The 18,304-nt window shown below is 69.6% G+C and carries 17 protein-coding genes; 13 read left to right on the top strand and 4 right to left on the bottom strand.

The window, feature by feature from the left end; translation table 11 throughout:
* Window positions 1–21: 21 nt before the first annotated feature.
* From AC5Y5V_RS14100 to AC5Y5V_RS14115, 4 genes are all read left to right on the top strand, one after another.
* A complete protein-coding gene (locus AC5Y5V_RS14100; RefSeq protein WP_499935977.1) occupies window positions 22–321 on the top strand; it encodes a PE family protein in 300 nt (99 codons plus the stop codon).
* A gap of 25 nt (window positions 322–346) precedes the next feature.
* Window positions 347–1,735, top strand: coding sequence for a PPE family protein (locus AC5Y5V_RS14105; RefSeq protein WP_499935979.1), 1,389 nt, complete (start codon window positions 347–349; stop codon window positions 1,733–1,735).
* A gap of 5 nt (window positions 1,736–1,740) precedes the next feature.
* Entirely contained in the window at window positions 1,741–2,055 is a 315-nt protein-coding gene (locus AC5Y5V_RS14110) for a DUF732 domain-containing protein (RefSeq protein ID WP_499935981.1), read from the top strand.
* A 97-nt stretch (window positions 2,056–2,152) separates the two neighbouring features.
* Window positions 2,153–2,857, top strand: coding sequence for an MgtC/SapB family protein (locus AC5Y5V_RS14115; protein WP_499935984.1), 705 nt, complete (start codon window positions 2,153–2,155; stop codon window positions 2,855–2,857).
* A 243-nt stretch (window positions 2,858–3,100) separates the two neighbouring features.
* On the opposite strand, the gene AC5Y5V_RS14120 is transcribed toward AC5Y5V_RS14115, so the two are convergent.
* Window positions 3,101–4,300 (bottom strand): NAD(P)/FAD-dependent oxidoreductase, encoded by a 1,200-nt coding sequence (locus AC5Y5V_RS14120; RefSeq protein WP_499935987.1) that lies wholly within the window; start codon window positions 4,298–4,300, stop codon window positions 3,101–3,103.
* Window positions 4,297–5,214 carry an alpha/beta hydrolase fold domain-containing protein gene (locus AC5Y5V_RS14125; protein WP_499935989.1) on the bottom strand — a complete coding sequence of 306 codons (918 nt, stop codon included), beginning with the start codon at window positions 5,212–5,214 and terminating at the stop codon, window positions 4,297–4,299. Before AC5Y5V_RS14125 ends, AC5Y5V_RS14120 begins: the two co-directional genes overlap by 4 nt.
* Before the next feature lie 81 nt (window positions 5,215–5,295).
* On the opposite strand from AC5Y5V_RS14125, the gene AC5Y5V_RS14130 reads away from it, so the two are divergent.
* Window positions 5,296–6,270, top strand: a complete 975-nt coding sequence (locus AC5Y5V_RS14130; protein ID WP_499935991.1) for a sterol desaturase family protein — start codon at window positions 5,296–5,298, stop codon at window positions 6,268–6,270.
* A 75-nt stretch (window positions 6,271–6,345) separates the two neighbouring features.
* On the top strand, window positions 6,346–7,023 hold the full coding sequence (locus AC5Y5V_RS14135; RefSeq protein ID WP_499935993.1) for an Rv1815 family serine proteinase: 678 nt from the start codon (window positions 6,346–6,348) through the stop codon (window positions 7,021–7,023).
* A gap of 3 nt (window positions 7,024–7,026) precedes the next feature.
* Here the strand turns inward: AC5Y5V_RS14135 and AC5Y5V_RS14140 are convergent, their stop codons facing one another.
* Window positions 7,027–7,473 carry a nitroreductase family deazaflavin-dependent oxidoreductase gene (locus tag AC5Y5V_RS14140; protein ID WP_499935995.1) on the bottom strand — a complete coding sequence of 149 codons (447 nt, stop codon included), beginning with the start codon at window positions 7,471–7,473 and terminating at the stop codon, window positions 7,027–7,029.
* A 111-nt stretch (window positions 7,474–7,584) separates the two neighbouring features.
* On the opposite strand from AC5Y5V_RS14140, the gene AC5Y5V_RS14145 reads away from it, so the two are divergent.
* From AC5Y5V_RS14145 to AC5Y5V_RS14155, 3 genes are all read left to right on the top strand, one after another.
* Window positions 7,585–8,289, top strand: coding sequence for a TetR/AcrR family transcriptional regulator (locus AC5Y5V_RS14145; protein WP_499935997.1), 705 nt, complete (start codon window positions 7,585–7,587; stop codon window positions 8,287–8,289).
* 134 nt (window positions 8,290–8,423) lie between these two features.
* Window positions 8,424–8,930, top strand: a complete 507-nt coding sequence (locus tag AC5Y5V_RS14150) for a VOC family protein (RefSeq protein WP_499936000.1) — start codon at window positions 8,424–8,426, stop codon at window positions 8,928–8,930.
* Window positions 8,927–10,426: an FAD-binding protein gene (locus AC5Y5V_RS14155; protein ID WP_499936002.1), complete on the top strand. Its 1,500-nt coding sequence runs from the start codon at window positions 8,927–8,929 to the stop codon at window positions 10,424–10,426. The genes AC5Y5V_RS14150 and AC5Y5V_RS14155 overlap by 4 nt, the downstream gene beginning before the upstream one ends.
* A gap of 105 nt (window positions 10,427–10,531) precedes the next feature.
* Here AC5Y5V_RS14155 and AC5Y5V_RS14160 read toward each other — a convergent pair whose 3' ends face one another.
* Window positions 10,532–12,451: an ABC transporter ATP-binding protein/permease gene (locus AC5Y5V_RS14160; RefSeq protein ID WP_499936004.1), complete on the bottom strand. Its 1,920-nt coding sequence runs from the start codon at window positions 12,449–12,451 to the stop codon at window positions 10,532–10,534.
* A gap of 68 nt (window positions 12,452–12,519) precedes the next feature.
* On the opposite strand from AC5Y5V_RS14160, the gene AC5Y5V_RS14165 reads away from it, so the two are divergent.
* The 4 genes from AC5Y5V_RS14165 (at window position 12,520) to AC5Y5V_RS14180 (ending at window position 18,288) form a co-directional block, all read left to right on the top strand.
* On the top strand, window positions 12,520–14,163 hold the full coding sequence (locus AC5Y5V_RS14165) for an acetolactate synthase (protein ID WP_499936006.1): 1,644 nt from the start codon (window positions 12,520–12,522) through the stop codon (window positions 14,161–14,163).
* 54 nt (window positions 14,164–14,217) lie between these two features.
* Complete coding sequence (gene secA2, locus AC5Y5V_RS14170; protein ID WP_499936009.1) at window positions 14,218–16,665, top strand: accessory Sec system translocase SecA2; 2,448 nt, start codon at window positions 14,218–14,220, stop codon at window positions 16,663–16,665.
* A 104-nt stretch (window positions 16,666–16,769) separates the two neighbouring features.
* Window positions 16,770–17,369: a CDP-alcohol phosphatidyltransferase family protein gene (locus AC5Y5V_RS14175; protein WP_499936011.1), complete on the top strand. Its 600-nt coding sequence runs from the start codon at window positions 16,770–16,772 to the stop codon at window positions 17,367–17,369.
* Window positions 17,362–18,288: a DUF881 domain-containing protein gene (locus AC5Y5V_RS14180; protein WP_499936013.1), complete on the top strand. Its 927-nt coding sequence runs from the start codon at window positions 17,362–17,364 to the stop codon at window positions 18,286–18,288. The genes AC5Y5V_RS14175 and AC5Y5V_RS14180 overlap by 8 nt, the downstream gene beginning before the upstream one ends.
* The last annotated feature ends 16 nt before the right edge of the window (window positions 18,289–18,304 follow it).

Raw genomic sequence — 18,304 nt, forward strand, 5'->3', positions numbered from 1 at the left:
AAATAACAAGGAGCAGAACAGATGTCATTTGTGACGGCACAACCGGAGGCGCTGGCGGCCGCGGCCGGCAACCTGCAGGGAATCGGCGCCGCGATGGACGCCGAGAACGCCGCCGCCGCGGCCCCGACCACCGGCGTCATTCCCGCTGCCGCGGACGAGGTTTCGGCGCTGACGGCGGCGCAGTTCGCCGCGCACGCCCAGATGTACCAGGCCGTCAGCGCGCAGGCGGCGGCGATCCACCAGATGTTCGTGAACGCCCTGGCCACGAGCGCCGGTTCGTACGAGGCCACGGAAGCCGCCAACGCCGCAGCCGCCGGCTAGCGGCAGGCAAAGGGAAGGTGGGGCAATGAGTTTCGCGTTCCAACCACCGGAGATTACCTCCGGTGAGATGTACGCCGGACCCGGCGCGGGGCCGATGCTGGCAGCGGCCGCCGCGTGGGAAGCCCTGGCGACCGAGTTGCAGTCCACGGCCGCCTCGTACGGCTCGATCGTCGAGGGCCTCGCCAACGAGGCGTGGACCGGCCCCTCGGCCGTCGCGATGGCCGCGGCCGCGGCGCCCTACGTGGCATGGATGTCGGCCACCTCGGCGCAGGCCAGGTCGGCCGCCAGCCAGGCGGGCGCCGCCGCGAGTGCCTACGAGACCGCGTTCGCGGCGGTCGTCCCCCCGGCAGAGATCGCCGCGAACCGCGCGCAGCTGGCAATGTTGGTGGCCACCAACATTTTCGGGCAGAACACCGCCGCGATTGCGGCCGCCGAGACCGAATACGCCGAGATGTGGGCGCAGGACGCCGCCGCGATGTTCGGCTACGCCAGCTCGTCGGCAGCCGCCTCCCGGCTGACACCGTTCACCGACCCGCCGCAGACCACGAACGCGTCCGGGCTCGCCAGCCAGGCGGCGGCGGTGGGCCAGGCCAGCGGTGTCGCCGGCGGCACCAGCGCGGCGGCGGCCGCGCCGAACGCGGCGGCGGCCTTCCCGTTCGACCTCATCACGCAGTTGCTGGAGGCCATCGGCAACGCGTCGCGCGGCTACATAAGCTTCTGGGACCAGGTGCTCAACACCCTGACGGGGTCGCCGTTGGCCGGCGAAACCTGGCAGCTCACCTTCGGGATCCTCGCCGACATCGGCCGGTTCAGCACGGTGGCCAACGACAGCATGAGCCCGATCAACCTCGGCATGACCGAGTTCAAGACGTTCTGGAAGCCCCCGGTCCCGGGCCTCGACATCCCGAAGTCGGCGTTGGGGGCAGGACTGGGGCTGCGATCGGCCAGCCTGTCCGGCGCGGTATCGGCCGGCGTGGGCGAGGCGAACATGGTCGGCAAGTTGGCGGTGCCACCGAGCTGGGCGTCGGCGACGCCGGCGATCAGGCTCGCCACCAGCGCACTGCCGGCGACCAGCCTGGGCGCCGCTCCCGCGGCGGGCATGCCGGCCAGCCTCCTCAGCCAGGCGGCGCTGGGCAGCATGACCGGGGGCGCCCTGGGAAACGCGCAGGTGTACAGCGGCAGCGGCGCACGCGCGCGCGCCAAAGGCGGAAAGCAGGCCGCCGAGCCCGTCAAACTCGACGACGTCATCGCCAAGCTGCAGAAACAGCCTGATTCGGTGCAGCACTGGAATGTCGACAAGGCCGGACTCGACGCCCTGCTCGACCAGTTGTCGACCAAGCCCGGCATCCACGCGGTGCACGTGAGCAAGGGCGACAAGCCGCAGGTCACGCTGCCGGACTCGCAACTGCGGTGACGGGCATGAGAACGCTGGTGGCACTCGTCGGCGTCGTCGCCGCCGTCGGGCTCGCTGCGCCCGCGCACGGCGAGCCGGAGGGGGACGACGGCTCGTTTATCGCGGCTCTGAACAACGCCGGCATCACCTACCGCAGCCCGGCGCAGGCCATCGCCTCGGCACAGGCGGTGTGCGGACTGATGCGCCGCGGCGAAACGGGTTTGCAGGTGGTCAACGACGTCAAGGACCAGAATCCCGGCATGACGCTGGACGGCGCGGCGAAGTTCGCCGCGCTCGCGTCGAACGTGTACTGCCCCGAGCACCTGACGCCAAAGTCCTAAAGCGGCGCCGCCGCCGGTTAGCCTTGGCTCCACCTGCTGTTAACCCGCATCTGCGAAGCTGCCGCTCCGTCGTGCGAACGGGAGGAAGTGCGATGTCATGCAGGCGTTGAGCGTCGGCGAATTCACGCTCCGGCTGGGTGTCGGCATGGGGTGTGGCGCGCTCATCGGCCTGGAGCGGCAGTGGCGCGCGCGGATGGCCGGCCTGCGAACCAACGCGCTGGTCGCCACCGGCGCCACGCTGTTCGTCCTGTATTCCGTCGTCACCGACGACACCAGCGCCACCCGGGTCGCCTCCTATGTGGTCTCCGGCATCGGCTTCCTCGGCGGCGGGGTGATCCTGCGCGAGGGGTTCAACGTCCGCGGCCTCAACACCGCCGCCACCCTGTGGTGCTCGGCCGCCGTCGGGGTGCTGGCCGCATCGGGACATCTGGTGTTCGCGCTGATCGCCACCGGCGCCGTGGTGGCCGTGCACGTGTTCGGGCGCCCGCTGGGCCGCCTGATCGACCACGACAACACCGTCGAGGAAGACGAGGGCCTGCAGGCCTACCAGCTGGACGTCGTGTGCCGGCCCAAGACCGCCAAGTATGCGCGTGCGCAGATCGTGCAACACACCGCCAGCAACGACATCATCCTGCGCGGCATCCACACCGGGCAGGGCGGCGAGGGCGAGAACACCACGTTGACCGCGCACCTGCTGATGGACGGCCACACGCCCGCCCGACTGGAGCGGCTGGTGGCCGAGCTGTCGCTGCAGCCCGGCATTTACGCGGTGCACTGGTACGCCGGCGAGCAGCCGGACTAGGTCCGTCGGGTGCTTCGCGAGCGTGCGCAGATGTACGGCGATGCGCCGCGCCGACCGGCATTGTGTGCACCCTGGCGCCGGCCTGGGCTCTCAACGCGGCGCCCCGCCTCGCACTCACGAGTCCCACCTGCCGCAAGAAAGTAGGGCATATGGCTTTTTGCCCGCCTCGTAGCGACACCTTGTCGCGCAAAGCGGGCAAACCTGCACATGCCTGCCGACCGGGAACGGGCGCCTCCGGGTCGGCTAGGTCTCGGGGCGGGCCTGCAGGTCGGGCGCGGCCGCGGCCAGCAGGTCGGCGCGGTTGCCGGTCAGCGGCGGGTAGATCCGCACGGTGTTGATGGTCTGCTTGGTCGCCTTGGCCTGCGCCCCCTGCGCCACCACCTGCCGGTCCCAGCCCTCGGTGTATACCGCGCCGGACGGTCCGAGGTCGAGAACGGTGACGTACCAGGGGATACGCAGCGTCAGCAGCGGCTCGCCGAACAGGTCGCTGACGACGTTGTAGCCGGCGTAGCGGCCCATCGGGCGCCCGTGTTGACACGACATCACCGACCCGTGCTCGTCGTCCATGCGGGCGGTGGCCACGTCCCCCGCGGCGAACACCGCGGGCACCCCGATCACGCGGAGCTGACCGTCGACCGGCACCCGTCCCAGCCGATCGCGGGTCACCGGCAACTGCTCGGTCAGCGGGCTGGCGCGCATGCCGGCGCACCACACCACCGTGGCCGCCGCTATCCGCTCGCCCGACGACAACGCCACGCAGTCCTCGTCGACCTCGACGACGCCGACCCCGGTCCTGGTCTCGACGCCGATGTCCGACAGGGCCTGTTCGATCACCGGCCGCGCCGCGGCGCCCATATCGGAGCCGACGTGCGGGTTGCGGTCTACCAGCACGACCCTCGGCTCGGCGCCGCTGAACATCGCGCGCAGCCGGCTCGGCAGCTCGCACGCCGCCTCGATCCCGGTCAGCCCGGCGCCCACCACGACCACCGTGGCCGCGGCCGGGCTCGGCGACCCGTCGGCCAGCCCGCGCAGGTGATGTTGCAGCGCGAGTGCACCGTCGTACGTGTCGACATCGAAGCCGAATTCCCGCAGGCCCGGGATATCCGGCTTGAGCACGCAACTGCCCGCCGCGAGCACCAGCCGGTCGTAGCGGTACGTGACGCCGCCCGCGACTGCGACGGTGCGTGCGTCGGTGTCGATCGCGGTCGCCTCCGCGACGACGTGCGCGACACCGGCCGGGTCCAGCACGGCGGCCAGCGGGATGCGGCAGGCGCTCAGGTCGGCCTCGTAGTTGCGGACCCGGATGTCGTGAAAAGGCTTGGCGCTCAGCACGGTGATGGTGACCGCGCCCGACGGCACACCGAGCTCGTCGAGGCGCCTGGCGGCTCCCAGCGCGGCCCACAGCCCCGCGAACCCGGAGCCGATCACCAGCACGTCGGTCACTGGCTGAGCACCCGACGGATCTGGTCGACCGCCACCGCGGCGTCGTGACCCGGCAGCAACATCCAGGTGTGCAGGCCCCCGTCGAGCTCGTACCAGCCGATGTCCAGCCCTTCGTCGGCCGCCCGCTTCTGGAAGGCCCGGGCGTCGGGGTTGAGCACATCGTGGGTGCCGGTGAACACCGTCAGTCGGGGCAACCCGTCGAGCGGCCCGACGCTGGGGCTGACCAGGGGAGTGTCCAGGGGGTCGCCGCCGGCGTAGCGGATGCCCGCCGCGCGCAGGTCGTCCAGGTTGAGGAAGGGGTCGACCTTGGCGACCGCGGGCACGTCGGGATCCGGCAAGCCGACGTGCATCCAGGGGGACAGCAGCACCGCGTCGCTCGGCTGTGGCAGCCCGGCGTCCCGCACCGCGTGGCACAAGGCGAACGCCATCCCGCCACCCGCCGAATCACCGATGAAGGCAATCGAACTCGGCTCGGCGGTCTCGAGCATGCGGCGGTAGAGCTGCAGCAGGAACGGGAACACGGCGCGGTAGCTGTGCTCCGGGGCGATCGGGTAGATCGGCACGGTCATGGTGCGCCGCAGCGTGTTGGCCAGCTTCGCGATCGCGGGCCAGTGGAAGTGCGGCATCAGATCGAGCACGTAGGCGCCGCCGTGCAGGTACAGCACTTGACCGGCGAGCGGCTCGCCGTCCGTCAGCCGCGGCGTTGCGCGGTAGACCGGGCGGCCGTTGAGGTCGTCGCGCACGACGTCGATCTTCTTGAGCACCCGCTTCGAAGGGCTACCGGTGTACGGCAGTCGCGGGTGGGCCGCCCACTGGTCCAGCTTCGCGGCCGGGAAGATCCGGTTCCGCACACCGGAGGCGCGCAGCAGTCGCTGGGTGACACCGAGCTTGAGCATGCCGCGGTTTCTAGTCATCAGAGATAGTTTGTACCCCGACGACGCCGTATTCCCTCAGGCGCTCACCGGGCACCCGCCGGGGGTCGTAATCTGTCTGCTGTGGATGCGCTGACAGGCTTCTGGCTCGGGCTGCCCGCAGAGATGCGGGACCCCGTGCTGTTCGCCATCCCGTTCTTTCTGCTGCTGCTCATTCTCGAGTGGACCGCGGCCCGGCGCCTGGCGCGCATGGAGACCGCCGAAACCGACCCGGCACGGCCGTCGTCCGGCGCCTACCTCAGGCAGGATTCCTGGGCCAGCATCTCGATGGGGCTGGTCTCCATCGCCACCAGCGCCGCGTGGAAGACGCTGGCGCTGCTGCTCTACACGGCGATCTACGCCTACGTGGCGCCCTGGCACCTCTCCCCGGGCAAGTGGTACACGTGGGTCATCGCGCTGGTCGGCGTCGACCTGCTCTACTACGGCTATCACCGCATCGCCCACCGGGTCCGGCTGATCTGGGCCACGCACCAGGCCCACCACTCCAGCGAGTACTACAACTTCGCCACCGCGGTACGCCAGAAATGGAACAACAGCGGCGAGGTCCTGATGTGGCTGCCGCTGCCGCTGCTGGGGCTTCCGCCCTGGATGGTGTGTTTCAGCTGGTCGCTGAACCTGATCTACCAGTTCTGGGTGCACACCGAGCGGATCGGCAAGCTGCCGCGACCCGTCGAATTCGTCCTCAATACCCCGTCGCACCACCGCGTGCACCACGGGATGGACCAGCTCTACCTGGACAAGAACTACGGCGGCATCCTGATCCTCTGGGATCGGCTGTTCGGCACCTTCCAGACCGAGGAGTTCCGCCCGCATTACGGCCTGACCAAGAAGGTCGACACCTTCAACATCTGGAAGCTGCAGACCCGCGAGTACGTGGCGATCGCCCGCGACTGGCGCTCGGCCACCCGCCTGCGCGACCGCCTGGGCTACGTCTTCGGGCCGCCCGGCTGGCAGCCGCGGGCGGACCGCGCCGGCAGCGATGCGGTTGCGCCTGATCACGTTCAGGTAACGCCAGCGGCGAACGGCGCGAAAAGCTGAACGTCGAGGATGGTTAAGCCGCAGCCGTCCAAACTTTGGTCGGCGCTGCGGCCGGCCCCGACGGATCGGAGTCCGATGGTGCCTCGTAGGACACCGCGCAAGGCTTTACGCACGTGTGCCGCGGCCGTCGCCCTATGGGCCGCCGCGGTGGGGATGCCAGGCAAGGCCAGTGCGGATCCGCCGGCGGTGTTCCCCGGCATGGAGATCCATCAGGGCAGCAAGGTCTGCACCCTGGGCTTCGTCGACACCGGCCGCAGAATCGCCTACACCGCGGGCCACTGTCGGGGTGGCGGACCCGTCTTCGACTGGGCGAACAACCCCATCGGCCGCATGGCGGCGTTCCGGGACAACACGCCCACCGGCACGACGGTGGCTACCGACCAGCAGATTGCCGACTACGAGACGATCGTGCTCGATGAGAACGTCGCCGTCAGCAACGTGTTGCCGGGCGGGCGGGCGCTGGACGCCGGCGCGGGCACGGTGACGCCGGGTCAGCCGGTCTGCCACTTCGGCGTGGTCACCGGTGAAACCTGCGGGACCGTCGTCAGCGTCAACAACGGCTGGTTCACCATGTCGCGCAGCGTCGCCAGCCAGAAGGGCGATTCGGGCGGGCCGATCTACCTCGCACCCAACGGGGGTCCGGGCCAGATCGTCGGCATCTTCAACAGCGTCTGGGGCGACCTGCCCGCCGCGGTGTCGTGGCAGACCGTCACCCAGATGTCCCGCGACGACCTCGGCGGCGGCGCCGGGTAGCGCCTAGCGCGCGGCGGCCAGGGCGAACACCGGGATCGACGGCGCGGCCGCGCGCAGTTCGTCGACGCCGGACTCCGGCGTGAGCCCCAAGACGTAGTCCTTGACCTGCCAGTACCACCGGGCCAGATAGCGTCTGAGCAGTTCGGGCTTGGCGTCGTCGGGCACCTCGCTGACGGCGGCGCGTCGGGTGTGCCAGCGCGGGCCCACGGCGACCTCGCCGGCCGCCCGCACGTTGCGCGCCCACTGCGTGTTGCCGCGCGGTGAGACGACGTAGTCGACGCCGTCGACGGTCAACAGGTTGACGACGACGGCGCGTTCCTTGCCGGTCTTGCGGCCCCGGACGCGCAGCGAGCGGGTACCGGCGATGCTGATGCCCAGCTCGGCGAGCCAGCGGATGACGGAGGTGGCGGCGCGGGCGGTCCGGTTGGGTTCGTCGTAGCGCGTGGTCATGGTGTGGTCCTCTCTGGGCGTCTAGAGAGCAGTGCTCTCGATTAGGTTTACCGTGCCACAGGCCCGCAGGAAAAGCAAGAGCGGTGATCTCGAATGTGCGAGACTGGCCCGGTGGGCAAACGTCAGGAGTCGCGGGAGCAGATCGAGGCGCGCATCGTCGAAATCGGCCGCCGCCACCTGGTCGAGCACGGCGCGGCCGGGCTGTCGCTGCGCGCCGTGGCCCGTGAGCTGGGCATGGTGTCCTCCGCGGTGTACCGGTATGTGTCCAGCCGCGACGAGTTGCTGACGCTGCTGCTCGTCGACGCGTACTCCGACCTGGCCGACGCCGTGGACTTGGCGCGCGCGGCGAGCGAGACCGTCGAGGACGCCGCGAGCGGCACGTGGGGCGACGACGTCCTCACGATCGCGCGGGCCGCGCGGCGATGGGCCGTCGAGCACCCGTCCCGCTGGGCCCTGCTGTACGGCAGTCCGGTGCCCGGATACCACGCGCCGCCGGAACGCACGGTCGGCGTGGGCACCCGTGTCGTCGGCGCATTCTTCGACGCGATCGCGACGGGAATCACCACCGGCGACATCAGGCTTACCAATGATGTTGTCCCACAACCGATGTCAGCGGACTTCGACCGGATCCGGCAGGAATTCGGTTTCCCGGGCGACGACCTGGTGATCGCGAAGTGCTTTCTGTTGTGGGCCGTCGTGGTGGGCGCGATCAGCCTGGAGGTGTTCGGCCAGTACGGCGCCGACACGCTGAGCAACCCCGAGTCGGTATTCGATACGCAGGTTCGGCTGGTCGTGGGCGTGCTCGCCGCGCACTGACCCGGACAAGAACCCGGCTCGGCAGGGAATTAGAACGTGTTCACCCGGCCTTTACTCCACGGCGATCACCGACGGCGGCAAAGTATCCGCGGGCCCATTTTCGCGGCGCACACTCTGGGCTATCCTGCGAGACGATGACCCTTCCCGTTCAATCGCCGACACAAATCGCTTGGGTTACCCCTGACCTGGATGCCACCGAAACGGCCCTCACCGGCCTGTTAGGCGTCCGAAAGTGGGTGCGGATTCCCGACGTGCACTTTGGTCCGGATAGCTGTAGCTACCACGGCGAGCCCGCCGACTTCGTCGCGCACATCTCGCTGAGCTACCTCGGCGACATGCAGCTGGAGCTGATCTCGCCGGTCCGCGGCGAGAACGTCTATAGTGACTTTCTCCGCGATCACGGGGCGGGTCTGCACCACATCTGCGTGGAGGCCGAGAGCCCCGGCCAATTCGACGCGGCGCTGGCGGCAGCGGCGGCCGACGGCGCCCCGGTCGTCCAGCAGGGCGTGATGCCGGGCGGCATCGGCGGCCTGTTCGCCTACGTGTCGGCGCCGCAGGCGGGCGTGCCGTTCCTCGAGATCGCCTACGTCCCATCGAAGCTGAAGGCCTTCTACGACTACATCAAACGGGAGCAGCAGTGAGCACCGAAATACCAGCGACGGTCAGTGTGAACGCGGTCGATGCCTGGTCGGACGACGTCGACGTGGTGGTGATCGGCTTCGGCATCGGCGGCGGCTGCGCGGCGGTGAGCGCCGCGGGGGCGGGCGCGCAGGTGCTGGTGCTCGAGCGCGCCGCCGCGGCCGGCGGCACCACCGCGATGGCCGGCGGCCATTTCTACCTGGGCGGCGGCACTGCGGTACAGGAGGCGACGGGTCACCCCGACTCGGCCGAGGAGATGTACAAGTACCTGGTGGCCGCGTCGCGCGAACCCGACCACGCCAAGATCCGCGCCTACTCCGAGGGCAGCGTCGAACACTTCAACTGGCTCGAGGCGCTGGGCTTCGAGTTCGAGCGCAGCTTCTACCCCGGCAAAGTCGTCGTCCCGCCGGGCACCGAAGGCCTGAGCTACACCGGCAACGAAAAGGTGTGGCCGTTCTGCGAGCAGGCGGTGCCGGCACCGCGCGGCCACTCGGTGCCGGTGCCCGGCGAGTTGGGCGGCGCCAAGATGGTGATCGACCTGCTGGTCAAACGCGCCGACGAGCTCGGCGTGCAGATCCGCTACGAGACCGGGGCGACGAACCTCGTCGTCGATGACGACGGCGCCGTGGTCGGCGTTGCCTGGAAGCACTTCGGCGAGACCGGCGCGGTCAAGGCCAAGGCGGTCGTCATCGCCGCGGGCGGCTTCGCGATGAACCCGGACATGGTCGCCGAGCACACCCCCGCGCTGGGTCAGCCCCGGCGCACCAAACACCACGGGTTGGTGGCGCCATACATCCTGGGCAACCCGCACGACGACGGGCTGGGTATCCGGCTGGGCGTGTCGGCGGGCGGGGCCACCCGCGACATGGACGAGCTGTTCATCACCGCGGCGGCCTATCCGCCCGAAATCCTGCTGACCGGGGTGATCGTGAACAAGGACGGCAAGCGGTTCGTCGCCGAGGACTCCTACCATTCGCGGACGTCGGCGTTCGTCCTGGAGCAGCCGGAGCAGACCGCCTACCTGATCGTCGACGAGGCGCACACCGAGATGCCCGCCATGCCACTGATCAAGTTCCTCGACGGCTACGAAACGATCGCCGAACTGGAAGAGGCCCTGGGCATCCCGTCGGGCAACCTCGCGGCGACGCTGGACCGCTACAACGAGTTCGCGGCCAAGGGCGAGGATCCGGACTTCCACAAGCAGCCGGAATACGTTGCGCCGCAGGCCAATGGCCCGTGGGCGGTGTTCGACATGTCGCTCGGGCGGGCGATGTACTCCGGCTTCACCATCGGCGGCCTGACGGTCAGCGTCGACGGCGAGGTGCGGCGCGCCGACGGCACCGTCGTCCCCGGGCTGTACGCGGTCGGGGCGTGCGCGTCCAACATCGCCCAGGACGGCAAGGGCTACGCCAGCGGCACGCAGCTGGGTGAGGGCTCGTTCTTCGGCCGCCGCGCCGGTGCGCACGCGGCTGCCGCAGCAACGGCGCCGGCACCCTGAGTCTGCGGTGGCGGCGGGAAGAGCGGCGAAAACCACGCCCTCACCGCAGGCTCGACGCCACCGACGCGGGCTCGGGACGGGCCGGCGCCCTCCTCGACGGGGGCCCTAGACCGGCGCCGGCTCCGCGTCCACCGGGCCCAGGCGCCATTGGCCGCCGCCCAGCAATTCCAGCTGCCGGTCATGCAGCAATTCGACCGCGCGACGATGGCTGACGCTGACCACGACACAATCCGGCAGCTCGGTGCGCAGCATTTGGTACAGCGCGTACTCCAGCCCCTCATCGAGAGCGGACGTGCTTTCGTCCAAAAAGACGGCCTTCGGCTTGGTGAGCAGGACGCGGGCGAAGGCGATGCGTTGTTGCTCGCCCGGGGAGAGCACCTTGGCCCAGTCGCGCTCCTCGTCCAGCCGCTCGCTCAGCGGCGCGAGCGCGACCCGCGAAAGCGTCTCCCGCAGCAGGTCGTCGGCGATGCCGTCGGGCGAATTCGGGTAGCAGACCACCGTGCGCAACGTGCCCAGCGGCACATACGGCAGCTGTGACAGGAACATGGTCTCGTTGTCGCCGGCCGGGCAGCGCAGGGTTCCCGAGGCGTACGGCCACAGCTCGGCCAGGCTGCGCAGCAGCGTCGTCTTGCCGGAGCCCGATTGCCCGACGATCACCAGCGACGAGCCGCTGTCCAGTCGCACGTCGACCGGGTCGATCAAGCGGTCGCCGGCCGGTGTGCGCACCTCGACGTCGGCAAGCTCGACGACCGCGTCGGCGCTGGGCGTGACCAGCACCGACGGCAGCGCTCGGCCCTTTTCGTTGGCGTCGACCAGCCCGTGCAACCGGATGATCGCCGCGCGGTAGGGCGCGAACTTGTCGTAGTTGTCGCGGAAGAACGACAACCCGTTCTGGATCTGGCCGAACGAACTCGACGTCTGGCCCACGTCGCCCAGGCCGATCTCGCGCCGGAACAGCCGCGGAGCCTGCACCAGCCACGGCAGCGGCACGATCAACTGGCCCGCCGACCAGTTCCAGCCGTTCAGCGCGACGGCCCGACGGACATACCGGCGGTAGTTGTCGATGATCGGGGTGAAGCGCCGCCACAACTGCGCCCGCTCGACGCGCTCGCCGCGGTAGAAACCGACCGCCTCGGCGGCGTCGCGCAGCCGCACCAACGCGTACCGGAACGCCGCGTTGAATCTCTCGTTGCTGAAGCTGAGCCAGATCAGGGGACGCCCGAGCCAGAATGCGCCGACGGTGACGACCAGCACATACACCAGCACGATCCAGAACATCGCGCGCGGAATCCCGACGCCGAACATTTCGACTCGCCCGGACAGGCTCCACAGGATGGCGGTGAACGAGATCACCGAGGCGACGGCGTGGACGCCGCCGAACAGCAATATCTGCTGCGACTGGTTGGACGGGTTGTTCGGCGTGCCGCCGGCACCGGCGGTGAAGATGTCCACGTCCTGCTGGATGCGCTGGTCGGGGTTGTCGATGGGCTTCTCGATGAAAAGGTCCCGGTAGTAGGCCTTGCCGTTCAGCCAGTCGTCGGTGAGGTGGGCGGTGAGCCACATGCGCCAGGCGATGATGAATCGCTGGGTCAGGTAGATGTCGACGAGCAGGCGGCCGATGAAGATCGCGGACAGCACGCTGAAATGCACCAGCGACATGTAAAAGCCGTGCTTGCCGGACTGGAAGAGCTTCGTGTTGTCCGCCCCCATGCCCTCGAACGCGGTCTGCAGCGAGTCGTAGAGGTCCTTGCCCTGGTAGCTGAACAGCACGTCCAGCCGCACGGCGGAGAGCACCAACAGCAGCAGCACCCCGAGCATCAGCCAGACCCGGACCGCGTGCCGGCCGGTGAAGTAGCCACCGCTGATCCGCCAGAACTGGCGGCCCCACACCGTCGAATACCGGAACACGACCAACGTGAGCACGACGCAGGCCGCGCTGATCAGCCAGGCGACGGCGAGCCACCGGAAGGAATCCAGGGCCGCGGCGGACCAGTCGATGGACGGCTCGAACGGCTTGCGTTCCAAGACGACTCCTCACAGGCGGGCGTGCTTCCCCGCGAAGGTACCGGAGGGGTGCCGGATAGGCTGCCGCCATGAGCACCGACGCTCCACCCAGCCAGACCGTGCACGCCGGCCGCCTGATTGCCCGTCGACTGCGCGCCAGCGGTATCGACACGATGTTCACCCTGTCGGGCGGCCACCTGTTCTCCATTTACGACGGCTGCCGCGACGAGGGGATCCGGCTGATCGACACCCGTCACGAACAGACCGCGGCCTTCGCGGCCGAGGGCTGGTCGAAGGTGACCCGGGTGCCGGGGGTGGCCGCGCTGACGGCGGGTCCGGGAGTCACCAATGGGATGAGCGCGATAGCCGCCGCGCAGCAGAACCAGTCGCCGCTGCTGGTGCTCGGCGGGCGGGCGCCCGCGCTGCGCTGGGGGATGGGGTCGCTGCAGGAGATCGACCACGTGCCGTTCGTGGCGCCGCTGACCCGGTTCGCCGCCACCGCGCAGTCGGCCGAGGCGGCGGGCCGACTGGTCGACGACGCCCTGCGGGCGGCCGTCACCGCGCCGTCGGGCGTCGGATTCGTCGACTTCCCCATGGATCACGTCTTTTCGATGGCCGAAGATGATGCGCGCCCCGGCGCTCTGACCGACCTGCCGGCTGCCGAAGCGCCCGACGGCGACGCGCTGGACCGGGCGGCGGCCCTGTTGGCGGCCGCCGAGCGGCCGGTGATCATGGCGGGCACCAACGTCTGGTGGGGCCACGCGGAGGCGGCGCTACTGGCGCTGGCCGAACAGCGGCGGATCCCGGTGCTGATGAACGGGATGGCCCGCGGTGTCGTCGCCGCCGACCACCCGTTGGCCTTCTCGCGGGCTCGCGGAAAAGCGTTGGGCGAGGCGGATGTTGCGCTCGTCGTCGGCGTGCCGATGGATTTCCGCCTAGGTTTCGGCAAGGTGTTCGGCGAGCAGACGCAGATCGTGGTGGCCGACCGTGCCCGGCCCGAGCGCGAACACGCCCGGCCGATCGCGGCCGGTCTCTACGGCGACCTGACGGCGATCCTGTCGGCGCTGGGCGCCGACGGCGACACCGACCCGCAGGCCTGGATCGATCAGCTGCGGACGGTGGAAACGGCCGCGCGCGACCTGGAGAAGGGCGAACTGGCCGACGAGCGCATCCCGCTGCACCCGATGCGCGTATATGCCGAGCTGGCGCCGATGCTGGACCGCGACGCCGTCGTCATCATCGACGCGGGCGACTTCGGCTCCTATGCCGGCCGCATGATCGACAGCTACCAGCCCGGCTGCTGGCTGGACAGTGGCCCATTCGGCTGCCTGGGCTCCGGGCCGGGTTACGCGCTGGCCGCCAAGCTGGCCCGGCCGGACCGCCAGGTGGTGCTGCTGCAAGGCGACGGCGCCTTCGGGTTCAGTGGCATGGAGTGGGACACGCTGGTCCGGCACAACGTGCCGGTGGTGTCGGTGATCGGCAACAACGGGATCTGGGGGCTGGAAAAGCACCCGATGGAGGCGTTGTACGGCTATTCGGTGGTGGCCGAGTTGCGGCCCGGCACCCGCTACGACGAGGTGGTCCGCGCCCTCGGCGGCCACGGCGAGCTGGTGGCCGCCCCCGGCGAGCTGCGCCCCGCGCTGGAGCGCGCGTTCGCCAGCGGACAGCCCGCCGTCGTCAACGTGTTGACCGACCCGAGCATCGCCTATCCGCGGCGCTCCAACCTGGCTTGAGTGTTGGCCTAACGGCCCGACGGATCGGTCGCCCCGCTCGCGTACCGTTGACCTGTGCCGAAGACCACCCGCAGCCAACCTGGCCGAGTCAGCAGCCGATTCTGGCGACTGCTCGGCGCCAGCACGGAGAAGAACAAATCCCGTTCCCTCGCCGAGGTGACCGCCTCCGCGGAGTATGACGAGGAAGCCGCCGATCTGAAGGACGCGCAACTGCGCAAGGCGGCCGGGCTGCTCAACCTCGACGATCTCGCGGCCTCCGAGGACATCCCGCAGTTCCTGGCGATCGCGCGGGAAGCCGCCAAGCGGGCCACCGACCTCCGGCCGTTCGACGTGCAGTTGCTCGGGGCGCTGCGCATGCTCGCGGGCGACGTGATCGAGATGGCCACCGGCGAGGGCAAGACGCTGTCCGGCGCGATCGCGGCGGCGGGCTACGCCCTGGCCGGCCGGCACGTGCACGTCGTGACCATCAACGACTACCTGGCCCGCCGCGACGCCGAGTGGATGGGCCCGCTGATCGAGGCCATGGGGCTGACGGTCGGCTGGATCACCGGCGAGTCGACCAGCGAGGAGCGCCGGGCCGCCTACGGCTGCGACATCACCTACGCCTCGGTGAACGAGATCGGCTTCGACGTGCTGCGCGACCAGCTGGTGACCGACGTCGAGGACCTGGTCTCGCCGAATCCCGACGTGGCGCTGATCGATGAGGCCGACTCGGTGCTGGTCGACGAGGCGCTGGTGCCGCTGGTGCTGGCCGGCACCAGTCACCGGGAGACGCCGCGGCTGGAGATCATCAAGCTCGTCGGGGAGCTGGCGGCGGACGAGGACTACGACACCGACTCCGACAACCGCAACGTGCACCTGACCGAGACCGGCGCGCGCAAGGTCGAAAAGGCGCTCGGCGGCATCGACCTGTACTCCGAGGAACACGTCGGGACCACGCTGACCGAGGTCAACGTCGCGCTGCACGCGCATGTGCTGCTGCAGCGCGACGTGCATTACATCGTCCGCGACGACGCCGTGCACCTGATCAACTCCTCGCGCGGCCGCATCGCGCAGCTGCAGCGCTGGCCGGACGGCCTGCAGGCCGCCGTCGAGGCCAAGGAGGGCATCGAGACCACCGAGACGGGTGAGGTGCTCGACACCATCACGGTGCAGGCGCTGATCAACCGCTACGCGACCGTGTGCGGCATGACCGGCACCGCGCTGGCCGCCGGCGAGCAGCTGCGCCAGTTCTACAAGCTCGGGGTCTCGCCGATACCGCCGAACACCCCCAACGTCCGCGAGGACGAGTCCGACCGGGTGTACATCACCGCCGCGGCCAAGAACGACGCGATCGTCGACCACATCGCCGAGGTGCACGAGACCGGCCAGCCCGTGCTGGTCGGCACCCGCGACGTCGCCGAATCCGAAGAGCTGCACGAGCGGTTGCTGCGCCGCAACGTCCCCGCGGTGGTGCTCAACGCGAAGAACGACGCCGAGGAGGCGCAGGTCATCGCGGAGGCCGGCAAGTACGGCGTGGTCACGGTGTCGACGCAGATGGCCGGGCGCGGCACCGACATCCGACTCGGCGGGTCCGACGAGTCCGATCACGACCGGGTGGCCGAGCTTGGCGGGCTGCACGTGGTCGGCACCGGACGGCACCACACCCAGCGGCTGGACAACCAGCTGCGCGGCCGCGCCGGCCGGCAGGGCGACCCGGGGTCCTCGGTGTTCTTTTCCAGCTGGGAAGACGACGTCGTCGCGGCCAACCTCGACCGCAACAAGCTGCCGATGGAGACCGACCCGGAAACGGGGGACGGCCGGATCGTCAGCCCCAAGGCCGCGGGGATGCTCGACCACGCCCAGCGGGTCGCGGAGGGCCGGATGCTCGACGTCCACGCGAACACCTGGCGCTACAACCAGTTGATCGCGCAGCAGCGCGCCATCATCGTGGATCGCCGAGACACGTTGCTGCGCACCGCGACTGCGCGTGAGGAACTCGCCGAGCTGGCGCCGGACCGCTACGAGGAGCTGGTCAAGGCGCTGTCAAAGGACGACAAGGACGACAAGACCGCAAAGGACGACAAGACCGCAAAGGACGACAAGACCAAAAAGGACGACAAAGCCAAGAAGGCCGAGAAGGACGCCGAGAAGAAAGAAGCCGAGGCGCGCCTGGAAAAGATCTGCCGCCTGATCATGCTGTATCACCTGGACCGCGGCTGGGCCGATCACCTGGCGTACCTGGCCGACATCCGCGAAAGCATCCACTTGCGCGCGCTGGGCCGGCAGAACCCGCTGGACGAGTTCCACAGGTTGGCCGTCGACGCCTTCGCCTCGCTGGCCGCCGACGCGATCGAGGCCGCACAGCAGACGTTCGAAACCGCGAACGTGCTCGAGGACGAGCAGGGGCTGGATCTTTCCAAGCTGGCGCGACCGACGTCGACGTGGACGTATATGGTCAACGACAACCCGTTGTCGGATGACACGCTGTCGACGCTCAGCCTGCCCGGGGTGTTTCGCTAGCGGCTCGCTTCGGTACATCCGGCGAACCGCGTCGGCGCAGGTCGCGGGGCCGCGCACCGATCCGCGGTGCGGACCGCATCGCCACCGGGCTAAGGTCACGGCTCATGGAGGCCGTGCACCCGCCCGATCGAGTGCTGACAGTGCCCAACGTCCTCAGCGCCATCCGGCTGGTGCTCATCCCGGTCTTCATCTACCTGCTGCTCGTCGCGCACGCCAACGGCTGGGCGGTCGGGATCCTGATGTTCAGCGGTGTCTCCGACTGGGCCGACGGCAAGATCGCCCGGACGCTCAACCAGTCGTCGCGGCTCGGCGTGCTGCTGGACCCGGCGGTCGACCGCCTGTACATGGTGACGGTCCCCATCACCATGGCGGTCGCCCGGATCGTGCCTTGGTGGTTCGTCATCGCGCTGCTCGCCCGCGATGGCCTGCTGGCCCTGACGCTGCCGTTGCTGCGCAGTCGCGGCCTTTCGGCGCTGCCGGTGACCTACGTCGGCAAGGCGGCAACTTTCGCGTTGATGTCCGGCTTTCCGCTGGTATTGCTGGGGCAGTGGCACGCGCTGTGGAGCCGGGTGGTCGGCGCCTTCGGCTGGGGTTTTCTGGGCTGGGGCCTGTACATGTACCTGTGGGCGTTCGTCCTCTACATCGTGCAGATGACGCTGGTGCTGCGGCAGCTGCCCCGGGTCAAAGCGGGTAGCGATGCCTGAACGCGATCGGCTGCTCGGCGGCTACGACCCCAACGCCGGCCGCAGCGCCCACGCGGCGTCGCGGCCCAAGCTGATCCCGGTGCCGTCGCTGCTGCGGGCGCTGCTGTCGGAGCACCTGGACCCCGGATACGCCGCTGCTGCCGAGAAACGCAGCCGCACCGACCGTCCGCCCAGCAAGCGCGCGCGGGTTTTCGGCTGGTTCTGGCAGGCGCTGGCGGCGATGCTGGTCGCGACGGTGTTCGCCGCCGCGGTGGCGCAGGCCCGGTCGGTGGCGCCCGGAGTGCGCACCGCCCAGCAGCTGCTGGCGGCCAGCGTCCGGTCGACGCAGGCCACCGCCGGCAAGCTGGCCCAGCGCCGCAGCGCGCTGGCGTCGCAGGTCGACGACTTGCAGCGGCTCGTGCTGGCGGACAACGCCATCGGCCAACGGTTGCTGACCCAGCTCGACGTGCTCAGCCTCGCCGCGGCCAGCACCGCGGTCGTCGGTCCCGGGCTGACCGTGACCGTGACCGATCCCGGTGTGGGCCCGAACCTTTCGGACGTGTCCAAGCAGCGGGTGAACGGCAGCCGGCAGATCATCCTGGACCGTGACCTGCAGCTGGTCGTCAACTCGCTGTGGGCCAGCGGAGCGGAGGCCATTTCGGTCGGCGGCGCCCGGATCGGCCCGAACGTGACCATCCGGCAGGCCGGCGGCGCGATCCTGGTCGACAACAACCCCACCAGCAGCCCGTACACCATCCTGGCGGTGGGGCCGCCGCACGGCATGCGCGACATGTTCGAGAACAGCCCCGGACTGCACCGTCTTAGGCTGCTGGAGGCCTCCTACGGCGTCGGGGTGAGCGTCAACGCCTCTGACCGCCTGTCGCTGCCTGCCGGAGCCATCCGGGATGTCAAGTTCGCCACAAAGATTGGGCCCAAGTGAGACCCCAAGTGAGAGA

The organism is Mycobacterium sp. NGS68, from assembly GCF_059812195.1.

Coding starts and splice junctions, on each gene's coding strand:
- AC5Y5V_RS14110 (WP_499935981.1), top strand. CDS start 1,741: ATGAGAACGCTGGTGGCACTCGTCGGCGTCGTCGCCGCCGTCGGGCTC.
- AC5Y5V_RS14140 (WP_499935995.1), bottom strand. CDS start 7,473: ATGACCACGCGCTACGACGAACCCAACCGGACCGCCCGCGCCGCCACC.
- AC5Y5V_RS14105 (WP_499935979.1), top strand. CDS start 347: ATGAGTTTCGCGTTCCAACCACCGGAGATTACCTCCGGTGAGATGTAC.
- AC5Y5V_RS14165 (WP_499936006.1), top strand. CDS start 12,520: ATGAGCACCGACGCTCCACCCAGCCAGACCGTGCACGCCGGCCGCCTG.
- AC5Y5V_RS14100 (WP_499935977.1), top strand. CDS start 22: ATGTCATTTGTGACGGCACAACCGGAGGCGCTGGCGGCCGCGGCCGGC.
- AC5Y5V_RS14125 (WP_499935989.1), bottom strand. CDS start 5,214: ATGACTAGAAACCGCGGCATGCTCAAGCTCGGTGTCACCCAGCGACTG.
- AC5Y5V_RS14150 (WP_499936000.1), top strand. CDS start 8,424: ATGACCCTTCCCGTTCAATCGCCGACACAAATCGCTTGGGTTACCCCT.
- AC5Y5V_RS14135 (WP_499935993.1), top strand. CDS start 6,346: ATGGTGCCTCGTAGGACACCGCGCAAGGCTTTACGCACGTGTGCCGCG.
- AC5Y5V_RS14180 (WP_499936013.1), top strand. CDS start 17,362: ATGCCTGAACGCGATCGGCTGCTCGGCGGCTACGACCCCAACGCCGGC.
- AC5Y5V_RS14115 (WP_499935984.1), top strand. CDS start 2,153: ATGCAGGCGTTGAGCGTCGGCGAATTCACGCTCCGGCTGGGTGTCGGC.
- AC5Y5V_RS14175 (WP_499936011.1), top strand. CDS start 16,770: ATGGAGGCCGTGCACCCGCCCGATCGAGTGCTGACAGTGCCCAACGTC.